Origin of the sequence: Dyella humicola, from assembly GCF_026283945.1 — a bacterium.
Classification (GTDB): Bacteria; Pseudomonadota; Gammaproteobacteria; order Xanthomonadales; family Rhodanobacteraceae; genus Dyella; species Dyella humicola.
In genome coordinates, this window is sequence record NZ_JAPDPC010000001.1 from 2121398 (window position 1) to 2145869 (window position 24472).

Annotated in this window: 24 protein-coding genes and 1 tRNA gene; 14 read left to right on the top strand and 11 right to left on the bottom strand. The window is 63.8% G+C overall.

Translation table 11 applies throughout. The features are described from left to right. Positions 1-15 precede the first annotated feature (15 nt). Positions 16-1518, top strand: a complete 1503-nt coding sequence (locus OUZ30_RS09500) for an efflux transporter outer membrane subunit (RefSeq protein ID WP_266181988.1) — start codon at positions 16-18, stop codon at positions 1516-1518. A 50-nt stretch (positions 1519-1568) separates the two neighbouring features. Here OUZ30_RS09500 and OUZ30_RS09505 read toward each other — a convergent pair whose 3' ends face one another. The 3 genes from OUZ30_RS09505 to OUZ30_RS09515 form a co-directional block, all read right to left on the bottom strand. Beyond that, positions 1569-2468 (bottom strand): RNA polymerase sigma-70 factor, encoded by a 900-nt coding sequence (locus tag OUZ30_RS09505; RefSeq protein ID WP_266181989.1) that lies wholly within the window; start codon positions 2466-2468, stop codon positions 1569-1571. 151 nt (positions 2469-2619) lie between these two features. Continuing rightward, positions 2620-3045 carry a cupin domain-containing protein gene (locus OUZ30_RS09510; protein ID WP_266181990.1) on the bottom strand — a complete coding sequence of 142 codons (426 nt, stop codon included), beginning with the start codon at positions 3043-3045 and terminating at the stop codon, positions 2620-2622. A gap of 82 nt (positions 3046-3127) precedes the next feature. Then, the gene (locus OUZ30_RS09515; protein WP_266181991.1) at positions 3128-3607 is read right to left on the bottom strand and encodes a carboxymuconolactone decarboxylase family protein; all 480 of its coding nucleotides are present in this window, start codon (positions 3605-3607) and stop codon (positions 3128-3130) included. Between the two features lie 272 nt (positions 3608-3879). On the opposite strand from OUZ30_RS09515, the gene OUZ30_RS09520 reads away from it, so the two are divergent. From OUZ30_RS09520 to fdhE, 8 genes are all read left to right on the top strand, one after another. Next, positions 3880-4920 (top strand): LysR family transcriptional regulator, encoded by a 1041-nt coding sequence (locus OUZ30_RS09520; protein WP_266181993.1) that lies wholly within the window; start codon positions 3880-3882, stop codon positions 4918-4920. Between the two features lie 145 nt (positions 4921-5065). After that, positions 5066-5842: an SDR family oxidoreductase gene (locus tag OUZ30_RS09525; protein WP_266181994.1), complete on the top strand. Its 777-nt coding sequence runs from the start codon at positions 5066-5068 to the stop codon at positions 5840-5842. Continuing rightward, the gene (locus OUZ30_RS09530) at positions 5839-6456 is read left to right on the top strand and encodes a glutathione S-transferase family protein (protein WP_266181995.1); all 618 of its coding nucleotides are present in this window, start codon (positions 5839-5841) and stop codon (positions 6454-6456) included. The genes OUZ30_RS09525 and OUZ30_RS09530 overlap by 4 nt, the downstream gene beginning before the upstream one ends. Positions 6457-6659: 203 nt before the next feature. Continuing rightward, on the top strand, positions 6660-7253 hold the full coding sequence (locus tag OUZ30_RS20475) for a hypothetical protein (protein ID WP_465251863.1): 594 nt from the start codon (positions 6660-6662) through the stop codon (positions 7251-7253). 12 nt (positions 7254-7265) lie between these two features. Further along, positions 7266-9734 carry a formate dehydrogenase-N subunit alpha gene (gene fdnG / locus OUZ30_RS09535; RefSeq protein WP_486599071.1) on the top strand — a complete coding sequence of 823 codons (2469 nt, stop codon included), beginning with the start codon at positions 7266-7268 and terminating at the stop codon, positions 9732-9734. A gap of 10 nt (positions 9735-9744) precedes the next feature. Further along, on the top strand, positions 9745-10662 hold the full coding sequence (gene fdxH / locus OUZ30_RS09540; RefSeq protein ID WP_266181997.1) for a formate dehydrogenase subunit beta: 918 nt from the start codon (positions 9745-9747) through the stop codon (positions 10660-10662). After that, positions 10659-11318, top strand: a complete 660-nt coding sequence (locus tag OUZ30_RS09545) for a formate dehydrogenase subunit gamma (protein ID WP_266181998.1) — start codon at positions 10659-10661, stop codon at positions 11316-11318. The genes fdxH and OUZ30_RS09545 overlap by 4 nt, the downstream gene beginning before the upstream one ends. Further along, entirely contained in the window at positions 11315-12244 is a 930-nt protein-coding gene (fdhE, locus tag OUZ30_RS09550) for a formate dehydrogenase accessory protein FdhE (RefSeq protein ID WP_266181999.1), read from the top strand. Before OUZ30_RS09545 ends, fdhE begins: the two co-directional genes overlap by 4 nt. Before the next feature lie 76 nt (positions 12245-12320). Here fdhE and OUZ30_RS09555 read toward each other — a convergent pair whose 3' ends face one another. Further along, a complete protein-coding gene (locus tag OUZ30_RS09555; protein ID WP_266182000.1) occupies positions 12321-13343 on the bottom strand; it encodes a permease in 1023 nt (340 codons plus the stop codon). A 410-nt stretch (positions 13344-13753) separates the two neighbouring features. On the opposite strand from OUZ30_RS09555, the gene selA reads away from it, so the two are divergent. The 3 genes from selA (at position 13754) to OUZ30_RS09570 (ending at position 17225) form a co-directional block, all read left to right on the top strand. Continuing rightward, positions 13754-15187, top strand: a complete 1434-nt coding sequence (selA, locus tag OUZ30_RS09560; protein ID WP_266182001.1) for an L-seryl-tRNA(Sec) selenium transferase — start codon at positions 13754-13756, stop codon at positions 15185-15187. Beyond that, positions 15184-17115: a selenocysteine-specific translation elongation factor gene (selB, locus tag OUZ30_RS09565; protein WP_266182002.1), complete on the top strand. Its 1932-nt coding sequence runs from the start codon at positions 15184-15186 to the stop codon at positions 17113-17115. The genes selA and selB overlap by 4 nt, the downstream gene beginning before the upstream one ends. A 14-nt stretch (positions 17116-17129) precedes the next feature. Then, positions 17130-17225 (top strand) — tRNA-Sec (locus tag OUZ30_RS09570). 17 nt (positions 17226-17242) lie between these two features. On the opposite strand, the gene selD is transcribed toward OUZ30_RS09570, so the two are convergent. Beyond that, positions 17243-18283, bottom strand: a complete 1041-nt coding sequence (gene selD / locus OUZ30_RS09575) for a selenide, water dikinase SelD (protein ID WP_266182003.1) — start codon at positions 18281-18283, stop codon at positions 17243-17245. Between the two features lie 264 nt (positions 18284-18547). Between selD and OUZ30_RS09580 the strand changes: the two genes are divergently transcribed. After that, a complete protein-coding gene (locus tag OUZ30_RS09580; RefSeq protein WP_266182005.1) occupies positions 18548-19570 on the top strand; it encodes an alpha/beta fold hydrolase in 1023 nt (340 codons plus the stop codon). Positions 19571-19711: 141 nt separating this feature from the next. Here the strand turns inward: OUZ30_RS09580 and OUZ30_RS09585 are convergent, their stop codons facing one another. From OUZ30_RS09585 to OUZ30_RS09595, 3 genes are all read right to left on the bottom strand, one after another. Continuing rightward, a complete protein-coding gene (locus OUZ30_RS09585) occupies positions 19712-20449 on the bottom strand; it encodes a 2OG-Fe dioxygenase family protein (RefSeq protein WP_266182007.1) in 738 nt (245 codons plus the stop codon). 93 nt (positions 20450-20542) lie between these two features. Next, a complete protein-coding gene (locus tag OUZ30_RS09590; protein WP_266182008.1) occupies positions 20543-20875 on the bottom strand; it encodes a YnfA family protein in 333 nt (110 codons plus the stop codon). 9 nt (positions 20876-20884) lie between these two features. After that, on the bottom strand, positions 20885-21349 hold the full coding sequence (locus OUZ30_RS09595) for a hypothetical protein (protein WP_266182009.1): 465 nt from the start codon (positions 21347-21349) through the stop codon (positions 20885-20887). 187 nt (positions 21350-21536) lie between these two features. Here OUZ30_RS09595 and OUZ30_RS09600 point away from each other — a divergent pair, with 187 nt between their 5' ends. Then, positions 21537-21848: a hypothetical protein gene (locus OUZ30_RS09600; RefSeq protein ID WP_266182010.1), complete on the top strand. Its 312-nt coding sequence runs from the start codon at positions 21537-21539 to the stop codon at positions 21846-21848. A 94-nt stretch (positions 21849-21942) separates the two neighbouring features. Here OUZ30_RS09600 and OUZ30_RS09605 read toward each other — a convergent pair whose 3' ends face one another. From OUZ30_RS09605 to OUZ30_RS09615, 3 genes are read right to left on the bottom strand one after another with little or no spacing between them, the layout of a single operon-like run. After that, positions 21943-22692, bottom strand: a complete 750-nt coding sequence (locus tag OUZ30_RS09605) for a LytR/AlgR family response regulator transcription factor (RefSeq protein WP_266182011.1) — start codon at positions 22690-22692, stop codon at positions 21943-21945. Next, complete coding sequence (locus tag OUZ30_RS20370; protein ID WP_266182012.1) at positions 22685-23809, bottom strand: sensor histidine kinase; 1125 nt, start codon at positions 23807-23809, stop codon at positions 22685-22687. Before OUZ30_RS20370 ends, OUZ30_RS09605 begins: the two co-directional genes overlap by 8 nt. Next, positions 23761-24459: a hypothetical protein gene (locus OUZ30_RS09615; RefSeq protein ID WP_266182013.1), complete on the bottom strand. Its 699-nt coding sequence runs from the start codon at positions 24457-24459 to the stop codon at positions 23761-23763. Before OUZ30_RS09615 ends, OUZ30_RS20370 begins: the two co-directional genes overlap by 49 nt. Positions 24460-24472: the final 13 nt, after the last annotated feature.

The window sequence follows — 24472 nt, forward strand, 5'->3', positions numbered from 1 at the left end:
GTTCGGAGTATCCCCATGTCCCTTCGATCAAAGTTCATCCCCGTTCCGCGCATGCTGGCTCTGGCGTTGGCGATCGGTGGTCTCACCGCCTGCATGGCGGGTCCGGATTATGTTCGGCCGGAGCTGCAGACCCATGCGGATTACGTGGCACAGTCGACGCTGGAAAATCGCGCGACCACGCTGCCAGCACCTGCACTCGACAGCTGGTGGGCGGGTTTCGATGATCCTGTGCTCACGCGCATCATCCAGCGCGCGTTGGCTGAGAATCTCGACCTTGCGGCATCCATGGCCCGCGTCGATCAGGCCCGTGCCGCAGCGCGCGAGGCCGGAGCGGAGCTGGCACCCCAGGGTAGCCTGGATGCCAGTGTGCTGAAGCAACGCCAATCTCTGAAGAGCCCACTGGGTGAACTGGGTAGCGCGCACCCGGGCTATACGCGTTCGCAAACGCTGGAAAATATCGGCGTGGGCGCCAGTTGGGAATTGGATCTTGCCGGCGGCCTGCATCGCGGTGCAGAGGCGGCGAGGGCAGAAGCCGATGCCGCCGAAGCCAATCGGGATGGTGTACGTGTCTCGGTAGCGGCCGAGGCAGCGGATGCCTATTTCCAGGTGCGTGGCGCGCAGGAGCGCATTCGTCTGGCGCAACAGCAGATCGACACCGAGGCACAGTTGCTTGAGCTGGTGAAGGTAAGGCTCGCTGGCGGCCTGGCGACCTCGCGTGAACTGGCTCAGGCGCAGGCGTTGGTACTGCAGGCGCAGGCTACCTTGCCTCCGTTGCGCATCACCCTGGCGCAGCAGTTGAATCGGCTCGACGTCCTGATGGGGGCGACGCCCGGCACTTATGCCAGCGAACTGCGCGATAGCCCGCAGACCTTCAGCGTCCCCGCGATTGGCACCCATGGCGGCCCCGACATGCTGCTGCGCCGCCGCCCGGACGTCATTGCGGCCGAACGCCGACTGGCCGCGTCCAACGCCCGGATTGGTGTGGCAGTGGCCGAGTATTACCCCAAGGTTTCGATAGGCGGCCTGCTCGGCTTCGAGAGCCTGCAAAGCGGCTCACTATTTTCCTCCGCTGCGTTCCAGCCGCAGGCGGTGCTCGGCTTGCATTGGCGGCTGTTCGACTTCGGCCGCATCGATGCCGAGGTCGCGCAAGCCAAGGGCGTCAACGCCGAGGCGCTGGCGCAATACCGTCAGTCGATGTTGCGTGCCACCGAAGACGTCGAGGACGCGATCACTGCGCTGGCCGAACTGGAAGTCCAGCATCGTGATCTCACGCAAGAGGTGGCTGCGCACGAGCAGGCCCGTGGCGCTGCGCAAGACGCCTACAAGGGCGGAGCAGTCAGCCTGATCGAAGTACTCGACGAAGACCGGCAATTGCTTGCCGCGCGTGACGAGCTTGCCCGCGTACACGCGGACGATGCGCGCGCTGCGGTGGCGACGTTCCGTGCGCTGGGCGGTGGCTGGCCGGGAGCGGTTGATACGCCAACGCCCGCGGCTGAAGGCACGGTTGCCGCGCGCTGAGCGTTCTGATCCTTGCATGCGCTCACCGCTTCGTTCGCCACCCGAACCGGTCAGGCAGATGGCTGGCTGCGGCGCCGCGCCATGGCCGCCATCAAGCGGGCGAGTTTCTCGGGGTTGCGCTGGACGTATACGCCGGTGATGCGCTCGCCATCGCTTTCGTAGGACTGGGCGGACTCCAGCTCGCCGTTGATATAGCGCAACACGGCGTACTGGCCATTGATCATCGCCAGCTCGATGCGCAGCGCCTCCTTGTAGCGCAGGTTGGCGGCGAAGAAGAGCTGGGCAATACGCTGCCCGCCGACCATCGGCTTGGGGAAGGTCGTGACAAGACCGCCACCATCGCCCATGAGCACGGCTGCTTCGGCCAGCATCGACTTCATCGCGGCAAAATCGCCTTGCGCGAGGGCATCGGCGAAGCGCCGCATCAGCTTCTGGTGGGCCGCGCTGGGGGCCGCAAGCGGCGGTCGCTCCTGGCGCAATTGCGCTTTCGCCCGATGCACGATCTGGCGACAGGCGGCCTCGCTTTTGCTAATCACCTGGGCGACTTCGCCGTAGTCCATGTCGAACACTTCGCGCAACAGAAAGGCAGCGCGGGCTTCCGGGGTCAGGCGTTCAAGCACGATAAGAAAGGCGACCGAGACCTCGTTGGATAGCTCCTCGATGTCCTCTGGCGTGGCGGGCCACTCGGTGAGTACCGGCTCGGGGAGCCATATGCCCACGTACTGCTCTCGTCGTGCCTTGGCCGAGCGCAGTCGGTCGATCGCTATCCGGGTGGTGGTCGTCACCAGCCATGCTTCAGTGTTGTTGACGCTGGCCTTGTCCGCGTCATGCCAACGCAGCCAGACGTCCTGCACGATGTCCTCGGACTCCGACACGGAGCCAAGCATACGGTAGGCAATACCTTGCAGCCTCGGGCGCAGGTGGTGAAACGTGGCGGTGGCGGCGTCCATGGTTCGAAGACGTTTGATCGGGTGCAGTTGTGACAGCCTACGCCGACTGCTTGGGCACCGTCGCATTCAGTGCTCGCGTTGCAAGCCCCTCGGTGGCCCGCCACCTCAACGAACTGTTCGCGGCGGACCAGGGGGCGTGGAGGCGGGAGGCTCAGGGCACCAGGCGCAACACAGGCTCGTTCTCGTTCTTCAGCAGCAGCACGAGAAACTTGGCCGGCTTGGTGTTGCTGGCGTTGCGGCCAACGGTGTGTACGTCGTCCGGCCCTTCGTAAAACGTTTGCCCTGGCGTCAGCGTCACTTCCTTGCCACCCTTGAGGCCCATCACGATAGAGCCTTCGAGCACGTAGACGAAGGCATGGGCGTTGTGGCGATGAACCGGGTCGACGGCGCCGGGCGGATACACCACGGTGATCATCAGCGCTTCCTTGCCGGGATAGTCCTTCAGCGCCTTGCTCATCAGCTCCGACACCTTGGCCTCAGGGGGAGTCGCAGCAGTGGACGGCGGCGCAGCCGCCTGCGCGACAGCCGCGCCGGAAGCGAGCAGGCAGAGCAATCCGAACATCTTGAACATGCGCATGGGTGTTTCCTCGTGCGTGGCCCGCAAGTGGGTCATCAAGTGGAACTGGCAGTCGACGCGGCAAGGCCGCGCCGGGCAGATCTCAGGCAAGGCCGGCCTTGTCGAGTCCGTACGCCTTGTCGAGCACGCCGGGGACAGCCCTGAAAGCGATGTTGATGCGATTCCAGGCGTTGATCGCCGTCACCGCGTAGGTGAGATCGGTGAGCTCCTTCTCGGAGAACTGCTCGCGCACGAACTCGTAAATATCATCAGGGACGCCCTGAGGCGGCAGCTGGGTCAGTACCTCGGTCCAAGCCAGCGCGGCGCGCTCGCGGGCGCTGAACAGGGTGGAATCGCGCCAGGCCTGCAGGTGAAACAGGCGCAAAGGTCGTTCGCCATCAATCACAGCCTGCTTGAGATGCATGTCCAGGCAAAAGGCGCAGCCATTGATCTGTGACGCGCGAATCTCCACCAGGTGGCCGATCGATTTTTCGATGCTGGATTGGCTCACCAGGGTGCTGAAGGCGACGAGTTTCTTGAACAGCTCCGGCGATTGCTGCAGATAGTCGATGCGCTGGGTCATGGTTTGAATCCTCGGTAGGCGCGTGGCCATTCCTCAGATCGGCTGAGGCACCCGCTCGCGCTGCATAGCGTGACGAGCCCAGCCTAGGTTCGCTGCCTTGCTCCCGGTAGATCCGCCGACGGGCTCGCCGTGTTGCCTTGTAAGCACCAGTCTTTTGATCCTGTCACAGGCAGGGTCATTGAAACGTCTATCAGGTAAGGACCGGCCGACACCGGTGTTCGATGTGCCTCGAGGCGTTAATGCGAAGCCATCATGCTTTCGATAGGCGACCCATGACGTTTGCATCCCAGGAACGACGCCGCTGCGCGAGCAACGACGCGCTGGCGTCCACCTTCTCCGCGAGTTACGCCGGTGTGGTCGCGTTCATCGCCGTGGCGACCGAGGGCAGTTTCGCTCGTGCCGCCGATCGACTCGGCATCGGCCGCTCGGCGGTCAGCCGCAGCGTGCAGAAGCTGGAAGCCCAGTTGGGTGCGCGGTTGTTCCTGCGCACCACCCGAAGCACCTCGCTGACACGCGAAGGTGAGCTGTTCTACCGGAACTGCCATCCTGGCGTGGAGCGGATCGTCCAGGCGCTGGAAGACATGCGCGACCTGCGCGAGGGACCGCCGCGCGGACAGCTGCGGATCAGCGCGGCGGTGGGCTTCGGACGCCGCATCGTGGCGCCGCTGCTCAACGGTTTTCGTGCGCGCTTTCCGGATATCGCCATCGACCTGTTGCTCGACGACCGCGCCATGGACTTCAGCACCGATCGGCTGGACGTGGCCTTTCGCAACGGTCGCATGGAAGACAGCCAGGTGATCGCCAAGCGGCTGATGCCGATGCCGATGATGGTCTGTGCGTCGCCGGCGTATGTGCGCGCCCATGGGCTGCCGCGGCGCGTGGAGGACTTGGCAGGGCACGCCTGCATCAAGTTCCGCACGGCGTCGGGACGGATCGTCGAATGGGAGTTCAAGGTCGCTGGCCGGAATCAGAAGTTCCTGCCGTCGTCGACCTTCACGTTCAACGACGACGAGCTGGTCCTGCAGGCGGTGCTTGACGGCCAGGGCCTTGCACAGATGGGCGGCTGCCAGATCAGCGAACACCTGCGCGAAGGTCGGCTGGTGGCGTGCCTGGCGCCGTACGCGCCCGACGATCGAGCGCACTACCTTTGTTACGTGAGTCGGCGGCAGCTGCCGGCGCGGATTCGCGTTTTCATCGACTACATGACCACCGCGATACGCGCGCTGGACCCGCAGGGCGCGGCTGGCCTGACGTTGGGGCCCGGGGCGGTCGCGGGCAAGGCAAGGGAAGTCCTCGCGGCGGGCATTGCCTGACGCCGCCGCACCTCCCGTGGCGGCATCGATTGATGCGCCGCGGGCAACATCGCGAGCCCGTCGGCAGTCCTACCGGTCGTCGATGGCCGTGCCTAGCATGAACTCACGACGCGCCATGGGCGCTGACGCAACCCAGAGGTCTCTCATGAAAATCGTAATCATCGGCGGTACCGGACTCATCGGCAGCAAGGTCGCCGAGCGCCTGCGCAAGCGCGGCCATGAAGTCATTCCCGCGGCGCCGTCGACCGGCGTCAACGCCCTCACCGGCGAAGGCCTGGACGAGGCGATGGCGGGCACGGACATCGTGGTGGACCTGGCCAACTCGCCCTCCTTCGAGGACAAGGCTGTGCTGGACTTTTTCGAGACGTCGGGACGCAACCTGGTCACCGCGGAGAAGAAGGCCGGCGTGGAGCACCATGTAGCCTTGTCGGTGGTGGGCACCGGTCGTCCTGCTTTTGCGGCGAGCGGGTACATCCGCGCCAAGATGGCCCAGGAAAAGTTGATACGCGACGCCGGCATTCCGTACACCATTGTCCACTCGACCCAGTTCTACGAGTTCCTCAACGGCATCGCCGGAGACGGCGGTGCAGGGCAGGAGATCCGCATTTCCAGCGGGCTGATGCAGCCGATCGCCTCAGACGACGTCGCTGATGCGGTCACCGATGTCACGCTCGCTCCGGCGGTCAACGGCATCATGGAAATTGCCGGTCCCGAGCAGGCGCCGATGGCGGAACTGGTCCAGCGCTTCCTCACCGCCATCGGGGATCCACGCAAGGTGGTCGCGGACGCGAAGGCGGCTTACTTCGGCGCCGTGCTGGAGCCGGATACGTTGCTGCCGGGCAAGGGCGCGCGGTTGGGCAAGCAGGACTTCCAAACCTGGTTCGCCCGTTCGCCGTTTGCCGGGCACGGTACGGCGAAGTGAAGCTGTACTACCTGCCGGGCGCCTGCACGTTAGCCGGGCACATCGTGCTCGAATGGATCGGCGCACCCTACGAAGCGGTCAGGCTTGGCCACGACAGCCTCAAGACATCGGCCCGCCAGGCCCAGCCCGGCGGCTTAGCCGTGCCGATGCTGGAACACACCGACTTCGCGCTTACGGAGAACATGGCGATGCTCGGCTACCTCGCTGACTTGCATCCCGAAACGGGCTTGCTCGGCGATGGCACGCCACGCGCACGCGCCGAGATCATGGGTTGGCTGGGGTTCCTTTGCGCGGATGTGCACATGGCGTTCCTGCCGATCTTCAAGGCATCGCTTTTTCTCAAGGAGGAAACCCTGGCCGGGGCGCTGGCGGAAAACGCCCGTGAGCACGTCCGCACGCAGCTGGAGCAACTCGATGCACGCCTGGATGGCCGTGACTGGCTGGCCGGAACGCGCTCGGTGGCCGATGCGTACCTGTTCGTGATCCTGCGCTGGGCCGTAGGCATGGACATCGGCCTGTATGGCCTGGATCACCTGATGCGTTTTGCCCGTCGCATGGAGGCCGACCCTGCCGTGCAGGCTGCGCTGTTCGCCGAAGAGGGCATTCCTGCCTGAAGTGGACCCGGCTGCGTTCCCGCCGGCAGGCCATGGCACCGGCCTGCCGCTGCATAAGACGTGCCGGACCCTTCACTTATTCTGTGCTAAATTTTTGCACAGGCAACGGGCTCAACCCCGTCGCTTTCAAGGAGATTTTCGAGCCACGTCCACCCCCTTCCACCGGGCGGTATGTCTAGCCAAATTTCCCGGGAGCGCAAGCGATGCCACTCACTCGCCGAGAGTTCATCAAGTTCACCGGTCTGGCCCTGGCAGCGTCAAGCCTCGGCATGCTTGGCTTCGGGGAGTCGGGGGAGGCGCAAGCCGCCGCTGTGCGACCCTTCAAGCTCACCCGCGCGACCGAAACGCGCAACACCTGCACGTACTGCTCGGTCGCCTGCGGCATTCTGATCTACAGCATGGGCGACCGTGCCAAGAATGCGCGCTCCAACATCATCCATATCGAAGGTGATCCGGACCATCCGGTGAACCGTGGCACCCTGTGTCCGAAGGGATCGGCCCTGCTCGACGTGGTGCATGCGCCGACGCGACTGAGGGTGCCGCGCTATCGGCCACCGGGCGGCACCGAGTTCAAGGACGTTTCCTGGGACTACGCGCTGGATCGGATCGCCCGGCTGATGAAGGACGATCGCGACAAGAACTTCATCGCGAAGAACGCTGCCGGCACCACCGTCAACCGCTGGACCACCGTCGGCATGCTGGCGGCCTCGGCATCATCCAGTGAGACCTCGTACCTCACCTGGAAGGCGGTGCGCTCCCTTGGCATGGTGGTGTTCGACAACCAGGCGCGCGTCTGACACGGACCGACGGTGGCCAGTCTGGCCCCATCATTCGGTCGCGGTGCGATGACCAACACCTGGCAGGACATCAAGAACGCCAATGTCGTCATCGTCATGGGAGGCAACGCAGCCGAAGCGCATCCCTGCGGTTTCAAATGGGTGATCGAGGCAAAGATCGAGAACGGCGCCAAGCTCGTCGTAGTCGACCCGCGCTTCACGCGCACGGCGTCGGTGGCGGACTACTACGCCCCCATTCGCCCAGGCACCGACATTGCGTTCCTTAGCGGCGTCATTCGTTATCTGCTGGAGAAGGACGCCATCCAGCATGAGTATGTGCACGCGTACACCAACGCCAGCCTGATCGTGAAGGATGGCTTCACGTTCCAGGACGGCCTGTTCAGCGGCTACAACGAGGACACCCACAGCTACGACAAGTCGACCTGGGACTACGAACTGGACAAGGACGGCTTTGCTCAGTTCGACGATACCTGGCAGGACCCACGATGCGTCATCAACCTGCTCAAGCATCACGTATCGCGCTACACGCCGGAGATGGTCTCGCGCATTTGCGGCACGCCACAGGACAAATTCCTGCATGTGTGTGAGTTGATCGCGAGCACGGCTGCGCCGGATAAGGCCATGACCAGCCTGTTTGCGCTGGGTTGGACGCAACACTCGGTGGGCGCGCAGAACATCCGCAACATGGCGATGATCCAGCTGCTGCTCGGCAATATCGGCGTGGCGGGCGGCGGCATGAATGCCTTGCGCGGACACTCCAACATCCAGGGCTTGACCGACGTCGGCCTGCTTTCCAACCAGATGCCGGGCTACATGAACCTGCCCACCGACAAGGAAACCGACTTCGACATTTACATGTCGACCAGGCAGTTCAAGCCGTTGCGTCCGGGCCAGATCAGTTTTTACCAGAACACCCGCAAGCTCTTCGTGAGCCTGATGAAGGCGCTGTATGGCGATGCCGCCACGCAGGACACCAATTGGGCCTACGACTGGTTGCCCAAGCTCGACATACCGTTGTACGACATCATCAAGGCGTTCGAGATGATGAACAACGACCAGATGACCGGCTACATCTGCCAAGGCTTCAATCCGCTGCAGGCGTTCCCGGATCGCGGCAAGATCCGCCGCGGCCTGAGCAAGCTGAAGTTCCTGGTCACCATGGATCCGCTCGATACGGAGACCTCGCGTTTCTGGCAGGACTTCGGTCCGCAGAACCCGGCCAATTCCGCCGAAATCCAGACCGAAGTATTCCAGCTGCCCACCACCTGCTTCGCCGAAGAGAACGGCTCGCTGGTCAATTCGGCGCGCTGGCTGCAATGGCACTGGAAGGCCGCGGATGCGCCCGGCATTGCCATGTCCGACATCTGGATCATGAGCGGCATCTTCCATCGCTTGCGCGAGTTGTATCGCAAGGAAGGCGGCGCCTTCCCTGATCCCATTCTCAACCTCACCTGGAAGTACACCGACCCCATCAGCCCCGATCCGGAAGACCTGGCCAAGGAAATGAATGGCCGCGCGCTGGCCGATCTCACCGATGCGGCCACCGGCGCGGTGACCAAGGCCGGCACGCTGCTGGATGGCTTTGCGCAATTGCGTGACGACGGCACCACCTCATCCGGCTGCTGGATTTTCGCCGGCTCGTTCACCGAGAAGGGCAACCAGATGGCTCGCCGCGATGCCACCGATCCACGCGAACAAGGCATCGCCCCGAACTGGGCGTGGGCATGGCCGGCCAACCGTCGCATCCTGTACAACCGCGCCAGCGCCGATCCGGCTGGCAAGCCGTGGAATCCGGCCAAACCGGTCATTTCGTGGAATGGCACGCGCTGGGTGGGCATCGACGTGCCCGACTACACACCGACGTTGGACCCGTCGGCGGGCGTCAGTCCGTTCATCATGAACGACGAGGGGCTGGGTCGCCTGTTCGCTCGCAAGCTGATGGCCGAAGGGCCGTTCCCGGAACACTACGAGCCGATGGAATCGCCGGTGGCAAACGTGCTGCATCCGAAGGTGCAGAACAATCCGGTTGCCCGCGTATTTGCGAATGATCGTGCCGCGTTTGGCAGTCCAAAGGACTTCCCGTATGTGGCGACCACCTACCGCCTCACCGAGCACTTCCACTTCTGGACCAAGCATGCGCTGATCAACGCGATCCTGCAGCCGGAGGAGTTCGTGGAGATCGGTGAGGTCCTGGCCAAGGAGAAAGGCATCGCGCAGGGCGGTTGGGTAAAGGTGTCGTCCCATCGCGGCCACGTGGTGTGCAAGGCTTATGTGACCAAGCGCATCAAGCCGCTCACGGTCGACGGCAAGCCAACCCATGTGATCGGCGTGCCGTTGCACTGGGGCTTCACTGGGCAAGCAAGAAAGGGCTATGGCGCCAACACGCTGACGCCGTCTGTCGGCGATGCCAACACGCAGACACCCGAGTTCAAGGCGTTCCTGGTCAACATCGAGAAGACCAGCGCACCGGTCGCAGCCTGAGGAAGCCGACATGTCAGACCTGCAATCGCAAGACCTGGTGCGGCGTTCCGCATCGACCATGACGCCTCCCTCGGTGCGCAGTCACGTGGAGCAAGTCGCCAAGCTGATCGACGTCAGCCGCTGTATCGGCTGCAAGGCCTGCCAGGCGGCGTGCATGGAGTGGAACGACCTGCGACCGGAAATCGGTTACTTCGAAGGGTCGTACGAGAATCCGATGGACCTGGATCCAAGCGTGTGGACCTTGATGAAATTCGCCGAGTACGAGAACGAACAGGGCAACCTCGAGTGGCTGATCCGCAAAGATGGCTGCATGCACTGCGAGGACCCGGGTTGCCTGAAGGCCTGTCCGGCTCCTGGTGCGATCGTGCAGTACGCCAACGGCATCGTCGATTTCATCAGCGACAAGTGCATCGGCTGCGGCTACTGCGTGAAGGGCTGCCCGTTCGATATCCCGCGCATCAGCAAGCAAGACCACAAGGCGTACAAATGCACGCTTTGTTCCGACCGCGTGGCGGTCGGGCAGGAGCCCGCCTGTGTCAAGGCCTGTCCTACCGGCGCGATCATGTTCGGCGCCAAGACGACCATGCAGGAGTGGGCAGGGGAACGCATCGTTGACCTGAAATCCCGTGGCTTCGAACAAGCCGGGCTATACGACCCGCCGGCAGTCGGCGGCACGCATGTGATGTATGTGTTGCATCACGCGGACCGGCCATCGTTGTACTCGGGTTTGCCCGATCACCCGCGGATAAGTCCGGTGGTCGAAGCGTGGAAGGGCATCCTCAAGCCGCTGGCCCTGATTGGCGTCGGGCTCGCGGCCGTCGTCGGCTTCTTCCACTTGATCGTCGAAGGTCCGAACGAAGTCACCGACGAGGACGAGGCCGAGGGCGAGCGCGTGCTGCGCGAATCGGAAACGGAGAAGCCATCATGAGCCGGCCGAAGAACGTCATCGTCCGCTACACCGCGGCAAACCGGGTCAACCACTGGATCACCGCAATCTGCTTCGTGTTGCTGGTGCTGTCGGGTCTGGCGATGTTCCATCCGATGATGTTCTTCCTGTCCGGCCTGTTCGGTGGCGGGCAATGGATGCGCGCGGCACATCCATGGATCGGCATCGTGTTGCTGATCAGTTATCTGTGCCTGATCGTGCAGTTCTGGCGCGAGAACCTCGTGCACCGGGACGACATCGAGTGGCTGAAACAAGCCCGCTTCGTCGTGTCCAATCAGGAGGAACTCGCCCCGCCGACCGGCCGCAACAACGCCGGCCAGAAGCTCGTGTTCTGGTCGATGGCGCTGCTCATTCCCGTGCTGTTCTTCACCGGCCTGCTGATCTGGGAAGTGTATTTCGGCGAAGCGACCTCCATTCCGGTGCAGCGTGCGGCAGTGCTGATCCACAGCCTCGCGGCGATCGCGGCCATCCTTGTCTGGATCGTGCATGTATTCGCGGCGATCTGGGTCCGCGATTCGGTGCGCGCCATGACGCAGGGCTATGTGACGCCGGGATGGGCCTGGCGCCATCACCGCAAATGGCTGTGGGAACTGGCGTCCGGCCAGCACGAGAAAAGCAACGACAGGAAGCGTCCGTGAAGCAAGCCGAAGCACCACCCGACTCCAAATGGAGCGGGCCGGCCCACGCCGGCGTCAAGTCCCCCGATCCGATCCTGCTCGCCCATCCGGCGCAACGCTTCGCGGCCACCGCGCAACGACTGGAGCAGCTCGCCACCGGGCATCCGATGAATGCCTGGCTGCGCTTCATGGCCCGGCTGGCGCACGCTCAGCACGTCGTAGCATCGACGCTTGCCCCCGCCGCCGCGCTGAGCCCGGCTGTCGTGGCTCAAGCCGCCGAGGCGCGTCTGCCGCCGCTGGCGGCGGATGGTCATCGTCGCGAAGCGAGCTGGCGCGAAGGACTCACCTTGCTGCTCGAGCATATCGACGGAAGCGAACTGCCACTCGCTGCGCGCGAGGCCATGGAGCAATTGCGGCGCAGCGAAGCTGTCACGCTGGACCAGCTGGCTGACGATTTCCTGCGCGGCGAGCTGGTCGCCACGGATGCAGGTGCCGCCGTCTATGTCGCCGCCGCCCTGCAGGTTTATTTCACCTGCTCAGCGGCGCGCCTCCGCGCCGAGGACTTACGGCTGCTCGAAGAGCGTGCGCTATGCCCCTGCTGCGGCTCACCGTCCGTATCCGGCCTGATCACGGCCACTGGCGTGATACCCGGCACGCGCTACCTGTATTGCTCGCTGTGCTCGACCGCGTGGAACCACGTGCGCGCCATGTGCATCACCTGCGGCGGCACGCGTCAGCTATTCCTGCAAGGCATCGAAGGCGATCCCGGCGTGATCAAGGCCGAGACCTGCGGCGACTGCCACACCTACGTCAAGCTGCTCTACCAGCTGCACGACATGCAGGTCGATCCGTATGCAGACGATCTCGCCTCGCTGGGCCTGGACATCCTGGTCGCCGAGGAGGGCTTCGCCCGGCACGCACCGAACCCGTTGCTGTTGATGGGATAGCGAAGCGGTGGCCGACTAGACACCGTCCAGCACGGCATCTGCCTTCATCGTCGTGAAAGTCGGCGTGAGCAGATCGTCAACGCATCCCCAGCCATGCGGCGAGCGCTCCGCCGAGGAGTCCACAGCCGAACACCGCTGCGGCCATCACCGCCAATGTCCGCACAGGAAACGAGCGCCCGAGCATGGCAAGCGACGGCAGGCTCACCGGCGGCAGGGTCATCAGCAACGCGGCGGCTGGTCCGCCTCCCATGCCCAACGCCAGCATCGCCTGCACGATCGGTACCTCGCCAGCCGTCGGAATGACGAACAGCATCCCGGCCAGTGCAAAGCCCGCGATCCAGAACCACTGATTATCGATCGCCGGTCCAATGTGAGGGAACATCCATGCGCGTATCGCGCCCAGCAGCAGCACGATCACGACGTATTCCGGAATCAGCCGCACCGTCATGCGTCCGAAGATCCGCCCCCAGCGCTTGCCGACCTCGGCCGCTGAGCGCGGCTCGGGCTCCGTCGGCAGTAACTTGGTCGCCACCGGGGAACCCGGTTCCGTGATCCGGTTGGCCAAATAGCCCAGCCCAAACACCATTGGCACACCCAGCAGCATGCGCAGCAAGGTCCAGTGCCAGCCGAGCACAAAGCCGGTGAACACCAGGGTTGCAGGATTCAGCACCGTGTTGCCAAGCCAGAACGCGATCGCCGCCCCGGGCGCCGCCTGGTGTTGGCGCAATCCCACAACCACCGGTGCTGCGCAGCACGTGCACATCATGCCGGGCATGGCCAGCAGGCCGCCGGCCAGCACGCCACCGAAGCCGCGGTTGCCCAGCACACGCTGCACCCAGTTCACCGGCAGCAAGGCCTGGATACCCGAACCCAGCAACAAGCCCAGGAGCATCGCCTGCCAGATCGCCTTGCCGTAGGCCAGCGCATAGCCAAGCGCAGCGCTCCAGGACGGCGCCGGCGCGCTCGCCTCCTCACCCATCAGGATCGAATGGCCAATGGAATGGTGTGCCGCGGCCACCAAGGCGCGTCCGTAGTACGGATACCACTTCACATAGAACAAGCCGGCGACCGCCAGCAGGACGAACACGGACACGCGCACAGTACGCGCTCTTTGCAAGGCGACGGCCATCGATCTTCCCCCACTAACAGTCCGGGACATCACGGCCCTACAGGGCACGACATTGCCAACCGTATGCCGCAGGCCAGGTGCGCTGCGGAGGGGCAAGACCATAGAGCAACGGCGAACGCGATCGTAGCGCGGGGCATGCTACGGCCAGGGAGCAAAGTCGCTGTCGCTCGCGACCGCATGGTGTGAAACGTACGCCTGCGCGCAAGAAGCGTGGCCAGTGCCATGTGATGCTGATGTGTAGGCGAGCACTGCTCGCCATCGGGCATTCGCCATGGGCGTTCGCCTTGACCCAGGCTCAGTCGGCACCGCAGCATAGGGACTGCCGAGTCTTCGCCGCCGCGCTCTCGAATCTGGGCTAGGGTGTTCGGCGATGTCACTGGATGAGCGCCATGGCCGAGTCCGAGGTTTCCTCCTTGCGTCGCTTGCCTGCGGTTGCCGCGGTGCTGGCGACGGCCGAAGCAGTCTTGCTGCAGCAACGCCATGGGCGTGTCCCCACGACCAGGGCCATACGTCAAGCCATCGACGAAGCGCGCCAGGCCTTGCGTGCGGGCTCGGTTGCAGCGCCCAGCGTCACCGAACTGGCGCAGCGTGCCCAGACTCTGTTGGAAGCACACACAGCGGGCCTTCGCCCACTGTTCAATCTCACCGGCACCGTGCTGCACACCAACCTCGGTCGCGCGGTGTTGGCCGAAGCTGCGATCGATGCGGCTGTCGCAGCGATGCGCCATGCGGTGGCGCTCGAATACGACCTGGACGATGGCGCGCGCGGAGAACGCGACGATCACCTGCGCGCCTTGCTTTGCGAATTGACCGGGGCGGAAGATGCCACCGTGGTGAACAACAATGCCGCGGCCGTGTTGCTTTGCCTCAATACGCTCGCGCTCGGGCGCGAGGCGGTGGTGTCGCGCGGCGAGCTGATCGAGATAGGCGGCGCCTTCCGCATGCCCGACATCATGGCGCGGGCCGGCGTACGCATGGTCGAAGTGGGCACCACCAATCGTACCCACGCAGCCGATTATCGTGATGCTCTCAATGAAGGCACCGGCCTCGTGCTCAAGGTGCATACCTCGAACTACCGTATCCAGGGCTTCACGGCGGACGTCGGCGCGCGCGAGCTGGCAGCGATTGCCGATGCTGCCGGTGTGCCGCTGCTGAACGATCTGGGCTCCGGCAGCCTCGTCGATCTGTCCCGCTACGGGCTTGCCAAGGAGCCCACCGTGCGCCAGGCCGTGGCCGAGGGCGCGCGGCTGGTGACCTTTTCCGGCGACAAGCTGCTGGGCGGCCCGCAGGCCGGCTTCATCGTGGGGGACCGCGCGCTGATCGCCCAAATCAACCGCAATCCGCTGAAGCGCGCGCTGCGCGTGGACAAGCTGCGCCTGGCGGCCATCGAGGCCACGCTGAACTTGTACTGCGATCCTGATCGCCTTGCCGAACGGTTGCCCACCTTGCGCGTCCTGACTCGGGATAGGGATGACATCGAAGCGCAGGCGCACCGCCTGCAGCCGACCGTGGCCAAGCGACTTGGCGATGCCTTCGTGGTCGACGTCGGCGCGTGCTTCAGTCAGGTCGGCTCCGGCGCGTTGCCACTGGATACCCTTGCCAGCGCCGCGCTGCTGATCCGCCCGCGCGGCGGCCAGCGCGCGCTGGAACGGCTGGGCGCCACGTTGCGCGCGTTGCCGCGTCCGATCATCGGTCGCGTTGCCGATGGCGCTCTCTATCTGGATCTGCGTTGCCTGGCCGAAGCGGAAGAATCGCTGTTCCTGTCGGCCCTGTCCCAGCTCGACACGGACGGCCTGGCTGCGCGCGCCCCATGATCGTCGGCACTGCTGGCCATATCGACCACGGCAAGACGTCGCTGGTCAGAGCCTTGACCGGCGTCGACTGCGATCGCCTGAAAGAGGAAAAGGTCCGCGGCATCACCATCGATCTGGGCTTCGCCTATCTGCCGTTGCAAGACGGCCCCATCCTCGGCTTCGTCGACGTACCTGGTCACGAGCGGTTCGTGCACACCATGGTTGCCGGCGCCAGCGGCATCGACATCGCCCTGCTGGTGGTGGCAGCCGACGACGGGGTGATGCCGCAGACCCTGGAACATCTGGCGATCCTGGATTTGCTGCGCATCCCGCGTGGCCTGATCGCCCTCACCAAGGCTGATCTGGCAACGCCCGAACGGCTGCTCGAAGTAAGCGCGCAGATCCGCGCAGCGACCGCGGGCACCGCGCTCGAAGGCGCCGACATCCTGCCGGTCTCTTCGACCACAGGCGAGGGCATCGACGCGCTGCGCGATCGCCTTGCCGCCGAGGCACAGGCGCAAGGTGAACGCGCCGACGACGGTCGCTTCCGCCTTGCGGTCGATCGCGTGTTCACCCTGGCCGGCATCGGCGTGGTGGTGACTGGCACCGTGTTGTCCGGCGTGGTGCGCGTCAAGGATCAGGTCCTGCTGAGCCCTTCGGGGCTGAGCGCGCGCGTGCGCTCGCTGCACGCGCAGAACCGCGAAGTGGAACGGGGAAGGGCAGGCGATCGTTGCGCTCTCAACCTCGCTGGCGAAGGCATCGCCAAGGGCGCGATCCATCGCGGCGACATGGTAGTCGATCCCTTCCTGCATGCTCCGACCGATCGCATCGACGCGAAGCTGCATCTGTTGCCTGGTGAAGCCAAGCCAATCGGCCAATGGTTTCCTGCGCGGCTGCACCACGGCGCCGTCGAGGTAGGCGCCCGCATCGTGTTGCTCGACGGTGAGCAACTGCGGCCCGGCGGCGCGGCAGACGTCCAGCTGGTCTTGAGCCGACCGATCGCAGCCGCTGCGCTTGACCGCTATGTACTGAGGGATGTCTCCGCCCAACGCACGATCGGCGGCGGACGGTTTCTCGACCTGCGCGCACCTTCGCGCCAGCGCCGCACCGCTGAGCGTGAGGCCCAGCGCGCGGCGCTGGCCATGGCTGATCCACAAGAGGCATTTGCCGCCGTGCTCGACGCGCCGCCATTCGTGTGCGATCTCTCGGTCTTCGTGCGCGATCGCGCACTGTCGGCGGCCAGGCTCGACGACATCGTCGTCGCACTGTCACCCGTCGTCTTTCACGTTGGCGAGCAGCGTATTGCACTCAGCTATACGCATTGGCAGCGCTTCGTCGGCGGCCTGATCGAGCGTGTGCAGGCCTTTCACGCGGCCAACCCGGACCTGCAAGGCATGGGTCGGGAGAAACTGCGACTTGCCTTGCAACCGAGGCTACCCGCTGCCGCATTTGCGCTGGCCCTGCAGCATGCGGACCTCGCCGGCCGTGTGGTTCGCGACGGCGCCTTCGTGCGCCTGCAAGGCCACTCGCTGCAGTTGAGTCCGGAACGCGAGGCGTTATGGCGGATGATCGCTCCTCTGCTTGGTGACGATGTGCGTTTCCGCCCACCGCGGGTGCGCGACATCGCCGGGATGCTTGCGCGTCCGGAGCAGGACATACGGCAGCTGATGACATTCGCGGCGCGCTTGGGCCTGGTCGACGAAGTGGCGCACGACCATTTCTTTCTGCGCGCGACCATGCACGAGATGGCGCTGATCACTGCCGATGTCGCCACCCGGGCAGCCGGCGGCCGCTTTACGGCGGCGCAGTTTCGCGACCGCCTCGGGATCGGTCGAAAAGTCGCGATCCAGATATTAGAATTTTTCGACCGGCAGGGCGTCACGCTCAATCACGGCACCTTGCGCAGGATCCAGGCACGCTACCTCGACTTGTTCGGGCCCGTGCCATAGTGAACGTGATCCATGGAAGAGCATCGTCCCCGGTGGGGCGTCCGGACTTCAAATCCGGGTGAGGCAGCCAGACTGTCTCGGGTGGGTTCGACTCCCACTCTCTTCCGCCACGCTGCTGGCGGCTACGTCAGACCACTTCAATGCCCGGAATACCCGCCACGGCCGCTCCGATGATGCTTGCGCGCGGATAGCCAGCAGCCTCGATCATCGTCCGGATAGCGTCGGCGCGCTCCGCCTTGCATGCGACCAGCAGCCCACCCGAGGTCTGTGGGTCGGTCAATAGCGCGCGGCGCCATGCCGGCAGGTCCGGGGGCAGGCCGACGCGATCGCCGTAGCTGTTCCAGTTTCGCTGGGAGGCGCCCGTGATATAGCCTGCCTCGGCCAATGCCTCGGCCTGGGCGAAGAAGGGAAGGCGCGCCTGTTCAATCCTGAGTCGCAGGCCGCTGGCAACGGCCAACTCCAGGCCGTGGCCCAGCAAGCCAAAACCGGTGACATCCGTCATCGCGTGCACATCCTCATCCATGGCCAACTCGTGGCCGATGCGGTTGAGCAGGGTGGTCGAGGCAAGCATCTCCGCGTACGCATCGGCCGGCAGGACCTGCTTCTTGAAGGCGGCCGAGTAAATGCCGACGCCCATACCCTTGGTCAGGATCAGCGCATCGCCTGCTCGCGCATCGCCATTGCGGCGCACGTGGGTGGGCTCGCACAGCCCGATCGCAGCGAGACCATAAATCGGCTCGGCCGAATCGATCGAGTGGCCGCCGGCAATGGGGATGCCGGCCTGCGCGCAGATCGCTTCACCTCCTGCAAGGATGGCGCGCACGGTCTCCACGTCGATCTTGTTCAGCGGCATCCCCAGGATGGCCAAGGCCATGATCGGCTTGCCGCCCATCGCGTACACGTCGGACAACGCATTGGCCGCAGCGATGCAGCCGAAATCAAACGGATCGTCGACTACCGGCATGAAGAAGTCGGTGGTGGCGATCACGCAGGTACGCTCATCGATCTGCCACACGGCTGCATCGTCGTTCGACTCGGTGCCCACCAGGAGTTGTGCAAACGGCATCGCTGCCGGCTTGTCGGCGAGCAGTTGCTGAAGCACCGAAGGTGCCAGCTTGCAGCCACAGCCACCGCCGTGGGTGAGTTCGGTCAAACGAACGGAGGTCATGGTGATCCTCGGCGAGTCCCGATAGCGCGGTGCCTACGTTCCGCGCAGCATAGCGAAATGCCTTCGAACGTAAAGTGCGTCGAGGGACTTCTTGCCCTGCGGCCGCCACAACGTGCAGGGTAGGTGTTGCGGGCGGGGTGGGCGGCGGCGTGGCGGCCCCTGTGGCATCTATATCGATTCGCCGATAGACACCTATTTCACCTTCATGGATATAAGACGCAGCGATCAGGCTCCCGGAAGGGACCGTCGAGGGGAGGGCTCCACATGGAATTCATGATCACGTTGCGTAACGCCGACGGATCCGACGGGGTAGGGCCTGTGCGCTACTTGACCTTCACGGGTGAAATGGGGACCGACAACGATCTCGCACTGAATGACTGGCGCGCACGCGTCATCGCAACTTTTCCTGCAGGTGACCGCAATCCCGCGGGTCATCCGGATCGGACCGGCGACATACTTTTCCTGGTGCACGGTTTCAATGAGAGCCACGAGTCGGCAAAAGCGTTGCACCTGAAATGTGTCAAGGCCCTCGCCGACGAGGGCTGGTTCGGCCGCGTCATCAGCTATGACTGGCCGTCCGATGGTCTCGTCTTTGCCTACCTGCCCGACCGCGTCAATGCGCGCGCCGCTGCATCGGCGCTGGTAAGCGGTGCGATTGCCGTACTCGAAGGTGCGCAGCAGACGCAGTGCACCATCAACGTGCACGTCCTGGCGCACTCGATGGGTGGATTCGTCGTGCAGCAGGCGTTTACCTGGTCGTATCAGGATGTGCCGGCTGACTGGAGAATTGGCCAGCTCATGTTTGCCGCCGCCGACGTCGACTACACCGTCTTCGAGGTCGACACGCCTAGCACCAAGGCGTTTGCCTCTCACGCCGGACGCTTGACCGCCTACAGCAATCGCTATGACAAGGCTTTGCTCGTCTCTAATGCCAAACGGCTCGAGCTGGCACCGCGCATGGGCCGGGTGGGTTTACCGGACACCGCGCCACCGATGATGTGTGAGGTCAACTGCAGTGCGCTGTTCGAGAAAGTCTTCCCTGGCATCCAAAACGATCTCAGTCCCAGCGTCACCCACAGTTTCTATTTCGACCGGCCGGAATTCTGGCGCGACGTGGTCCTGAATCTTGGCGGAGGTATCGATCGCGGCGTATTCCCTACGCGTGAGCCGGACCCTTCCAGTTCATCGGCCAATCGATTTGAACTCGATCCAGCGGGTATCGATGATGCGACCTACTGGGCTGCACTGGCTCGTGCGGCGACGAGCCCATCTATTCGAGTGCCTTGAATGGTGGTTGCCCGCGCCGAGTGGCACGGTGACTTGGGATGACATGGCTCAAGCGACATCGGCCAGGCCAAGGGGGCTGCGACCGGGAAGATTCCGTTGGATCGCTTCCGCCCGCTTCGATCACGTTGAGCCGGCCACTTGTTAAGGTGGTGCCGCTCTGAATGTCACCACCAGCACATCACGAAACGCCGGTTCGTCGGCAACGAGAGGCATCACCGGAGTAACACCATGGAAGACCCTGGGATCATGAATCAACGCCGCATCCAAGGGGCGGGCAAGCGTGAATTCCCCTAGCAGTCGCCCGTCCGGCGCATGGATGGTCGTCGTGCCACTCGCTATGTTGTGGCGATTCACCAGCAGCACCAAGACGTAGTCGACGCCATCACGATGACTCCCTTCGGGCGTCGGCTCGCCTGCGACACCGGCCGTGGCTTCAATGCGAAATTGATGGACCTCGATATGCCAGCGAGGTGCAGGGGACGCCAACGAGCTAAAAAACTCATTGCAGAATTTGAGGATGGTACGCAAGGTGGGGCCAGCCACTACAGCGGCTGACATCGGCTCGAACCACCGTTGGATATCGCCCTGTAGCGCGTTGTACTGCAGGGCCTGAAAATGCGCCTGATGGGGCTCCGGCACCATGGGGCCCTGTGCCGTGGCGGAAAACGTCGCGTGGCGCCTTCGGCGAAACCGCCCCTTGGCTGCCAGATACGGATCGGGCTCCAAGAAGTTCCAGCTATCCACGAACGCGGCCCAATCAGACAGATCTCCGGTCGACACGAGTAGTGGACGCATGCTGTCGGCTGCGGCAAAAGCGAATCCATCGCGACTCACTTTTTTGAGCAGCGTCGAAACTTGCAAGTCGGCTTCATTGAGCATGCTTCAATAGTAGGCGATTTGAGCGATTCACTCCAAAGACCTCGCATGGAACTGGGCGCGCGGCGGAGCCTGCTTTCGCGCCGGAGCGGACTTCTACGCTTGTGGCTGAACAACGATGATGGCCATTCCCACAAGGGCGATGCAGGCGCCGCCTATGTCCCAGGAAGTCAGCCTTACGCCATCAATAACGCGTAGCCAGGCCAACGCCACCGCAATGTAGATTCCACCATAGGCGGCGTAGGTGCGGCCGGCGGCGGCCGGGTGCAACGTCAATAGCCATGCGAATAGGGCCAGTGACATCAGTGCGGGTATTAGAAGCCATGCAGGCTTTGCTTGCTTCAGCACGAGCCATGGCAAATAGCAGCCTATGATCTCGGCAAGTGCCGTGAGAACGAACAATGCCGCTTGCCTGAAGAAGTCAATCATCCCATGGCACTAGCCATCGATGCCGTTGCCCGTGGTGAGCGCATCCCGATGGCGACCCATCTCCAGGCACCGCAGGGCAAGGCGAAGACCAATCCGATAGCCGCTCTCGATGTTGCCGTTGATGATGACCGTGGCGACCGGGGCCTTGTGCAGCCCGGCGCAGCATTCGCGCCCGTCACCAAAATCGTCATGCACGTCGATATACGGTGCACGTAGATCGTCAATCGCCTCGCTCAGGCCCGCCTCGGGATGCGCGCGCATTTCGGGAGCCAAATCACCCGGATCGAGCAGGACGAATTCAGTAGCCTCGGACTTGGCCGCACCCACCAGCGCAATGAAGTCGCGCAAGGCGCCACACGCCCGTAGTTCCAGCGTACGTCCTGCTTGAAGGGCTTGCTGCTGAAGGTGGTAAAGCAGATCGGCGGTGAGGGAATGGCCGCTACCATGCGGCCCGCGAACAATCAAAATACTCACGACATCGCACTCGTAATAAGTTGCCCAGAGCGAACGCGCCATGCTGCGGTCAAAGGGTGTAAAGCCGCTACGCTTGAACCGACGCTGTGGCGTAAATTCTTTGCAAGGAAGCAGTCGCGTCGCCGGTGATTCCCGGGGCGACCCATCTGGGGCCGCACAATGGGGTAGTTGGGCCTACAATGGCTCGATGGATTATCAGCTCGTCATCAAGTTCTGGCGCAAGTCTCTGGCCGACGAAGCCTTTCTCGCGGCGATTGAGGCCAAGTTGAAGGAGGCATTGGGCGATGCCGTCGAACTGGAGGGCTACGACGTCAGTCCAAAAGAGATCAATCTTTTCATGCTCGCGTCTGACCCGCGACATTCCTTTCGGCGCGCAAAAGACGTGCTGGAAGGATTGGGCGTCATGAACGGCATGTCGGCTGCCTTCCGCGTGGCAGGCGGTACCCGCTTCACATCAATCTGGCCGCTGCGCGCCACTCGCAAGTTCAGGCTGCCGTAGTGCTATTGAAAGCCTGACCACGTCCTGCCGCCTTTGTTGTCGCCCTCAGGATCTTTCTGTCCCGGTCTTGAAGTTCGCACGGGAGAGGGCGTGATCAACGAGCCAGTTCGCGAAACACGTGCGCTTTGCTTTTGCTGACCGGCAATTCGACGCCCGTGTGCAGAACAGCCGTCAGTCGGCCATCCAGCTCACGTCTGAAGCGTGCCAGCTGGCCGAGATTGATGAGATGGGCACGGTGGATGCGGGCAAAGTGCTGCGGGTCAAGTCGCGCCTCGAGACGGCTGAGCGCGAGGTGCAAGACATGTTCGCCGCTTGCGGTATGGGCCACGACGTAGTCGCCGACCGCCTCAAACCAGTGGATATCGGCAACGGCCACTGGCTGGATGCTGCGTCCATTGCGCACGAAAAGGCGCTGCATGGGGGTATTGGCCAGCATTTCGCCATAGCGGTCCAGGGTTGGCGGCAGCGGCTCCCCGAGTGAGGCACGAACCCGGTCGAGGGCCGCGGCCAGGCGGGTGACCCCAAAGGGTTTGAGCAGGTAGTCGAGCGCGCCAAGTTCGAAGGCGGCAACGGCGTGTTCGGCATACGCGGTAGTGAAAATGATGCGCGGGGCAGGGAGTGGCAACTGACGTAACACGTCGATGCCCGAACATCCCGGCATCTGGACATCCAGCAGAATCAGTTCGGGCTGCAGCCGGTGAATCGCCTCGATGGCAGCGTGGCCGTCCGCGGCTTCGCCTACGCAATGAATCCAGTCGATCTCCTGCAATAGATGACGCAAGCCAGCGCGGGCCAGGGGCTCGTCGTCGACGATCAGGGTTAGGACTGCGTTGCGCTCAGTCATTATCGTGGCTTGTCGCGTGGACGCGAGTGTGCACGGCCTGGCTTGCCGGCCAATGCAGTGTGGCCGTGACTCCTGTCGGGGAGGCCTGGATGGCCAGCCTGGCATTGCTGCCGTAGAGGACGGTCAGCCGCTCGCGCAACCGGTGCAATCCCGTGCCACCGCCTTGGTTCACGGCGGAGGGTTCAGCGCCGACGCCATCATCGCCGACCACAAGACACAGCCGCCCTTGTTCGATGCGGGCTTCAATATTCAGACGGGTCGTGCCGAGCTTGGGGGCGGCGCCGTGCCGCACGGCGTTCTCCACCAGCGTCTGCAACGCAAACGAAGGCAACGTGGCGCCCATCAGGTCAGCGGGTAGGGTGGTGGCAATTTGCAGCCGATCGCCGAAGCGCAGTTGCTCGATGGCCAGATAGCGCTCTACGAAGCGCCATTCCTCGGCCAGGGTGACCTGATCCCGCTGCTCGTCCAGCGCAGAGCGCAGCAGTTCGGCAAGTAGTTCCGCCGCGTGGCTGGCCTTGGCGGGATCAAGCGGGATCAACTGCACGACGGTGTGCAGGGCATTGAACAAGAAATGCGGATGCAACTGAGCGTGCAAGGCGGCGAGCTGCGCCCGCGCCGTCGCCGCCTGGATCAGAGCGGTGCGCTGGGCGGCCTGCTGGGCATAGGCCACCGCTGCGATCATCAGATAGAGCCAGATGCCGGTCAGCATGAAGCGGCCGAAGCCGGGGCCCACCATGAACACGATGTTCCATCGAACCAGGCTTTCGATCAGGTTGTATGTCGCTATCCACAGCACGGCATACAGAACGGCGGCGGCCGTATGGATCAGCAGGAAGCGCCAGCGGAATGGGTATGGCCATGGACACCGCTGGACCAGCGCACGCACGCCCAGTCCCACGATGGCGCCGCCGACGATCATGCGCAGCGCCACCCGTGCCGCTCCGGCGAAAGGTGCCCCGTGCACGCTCATGATCAAGACGGTGAACAAGGCCCACATCGGCAGCCAGCCGATAATCAGCTGCAGCCAGAACCAGCTGCGTGGAGGTGACGGCGAATTCGTCACGCCGGTCAGCTGCCCGAGCGACTGGCGTTGAGTGTCACGTGAGCCGTGTCCCACGTCTTTCCCTCATCGTATGAGCGGTCTTGCACCATGCGGAATCCCGTTGAGGTGATGGCGTTGAAATGGGTGCGGCTTCGATAGCGCGTGCCATCGTGGTCCGTGCCGCTGCCGATGACTACCATTTCGCCATCTTGCCAGCGGCCTGTCGATGATTGCCCGCGGCCATCGCGGGCATCGATCCCGGTGATCTTCCAGCAGTTTTCTTCTCGGGAAAAGATGCGTGTGAAATGCACCGAGGACACGGGGTTGCCCGAGGCGTCGGTCAGACGCAGTTCGTCCTCGATGCCTTTGCCATCCGCGGCATGCCAAGCCTTCCAGTCGCCAGCCAATTTTGGCGCACCGTGGATCATGGCGACCAGTCCACCGACTTTCACTTCTCCCTTCACTTGCCATTGACCAAGCAGAAAATCGAACTGATGGAACTCGGCTGCGTTGGAAACCTGGATGCCGGCGTCGGCTGCGACGGCTTGATCAACGACAGGGGCGAGGCTCAACGACAAGGCAACGACGAATGCCTGACGAACAAACGGTGTCATGGTGATGCCTCGATGGTGGAAAGGACGCGTCGAGACTGCCATGGCTCCACGTGCCTCGGGCAGCGGGATTCGCTGAATCGCCGAAACAGGCCGGTGAACGGCAGGCGCCAACCCTGCGGGCCTG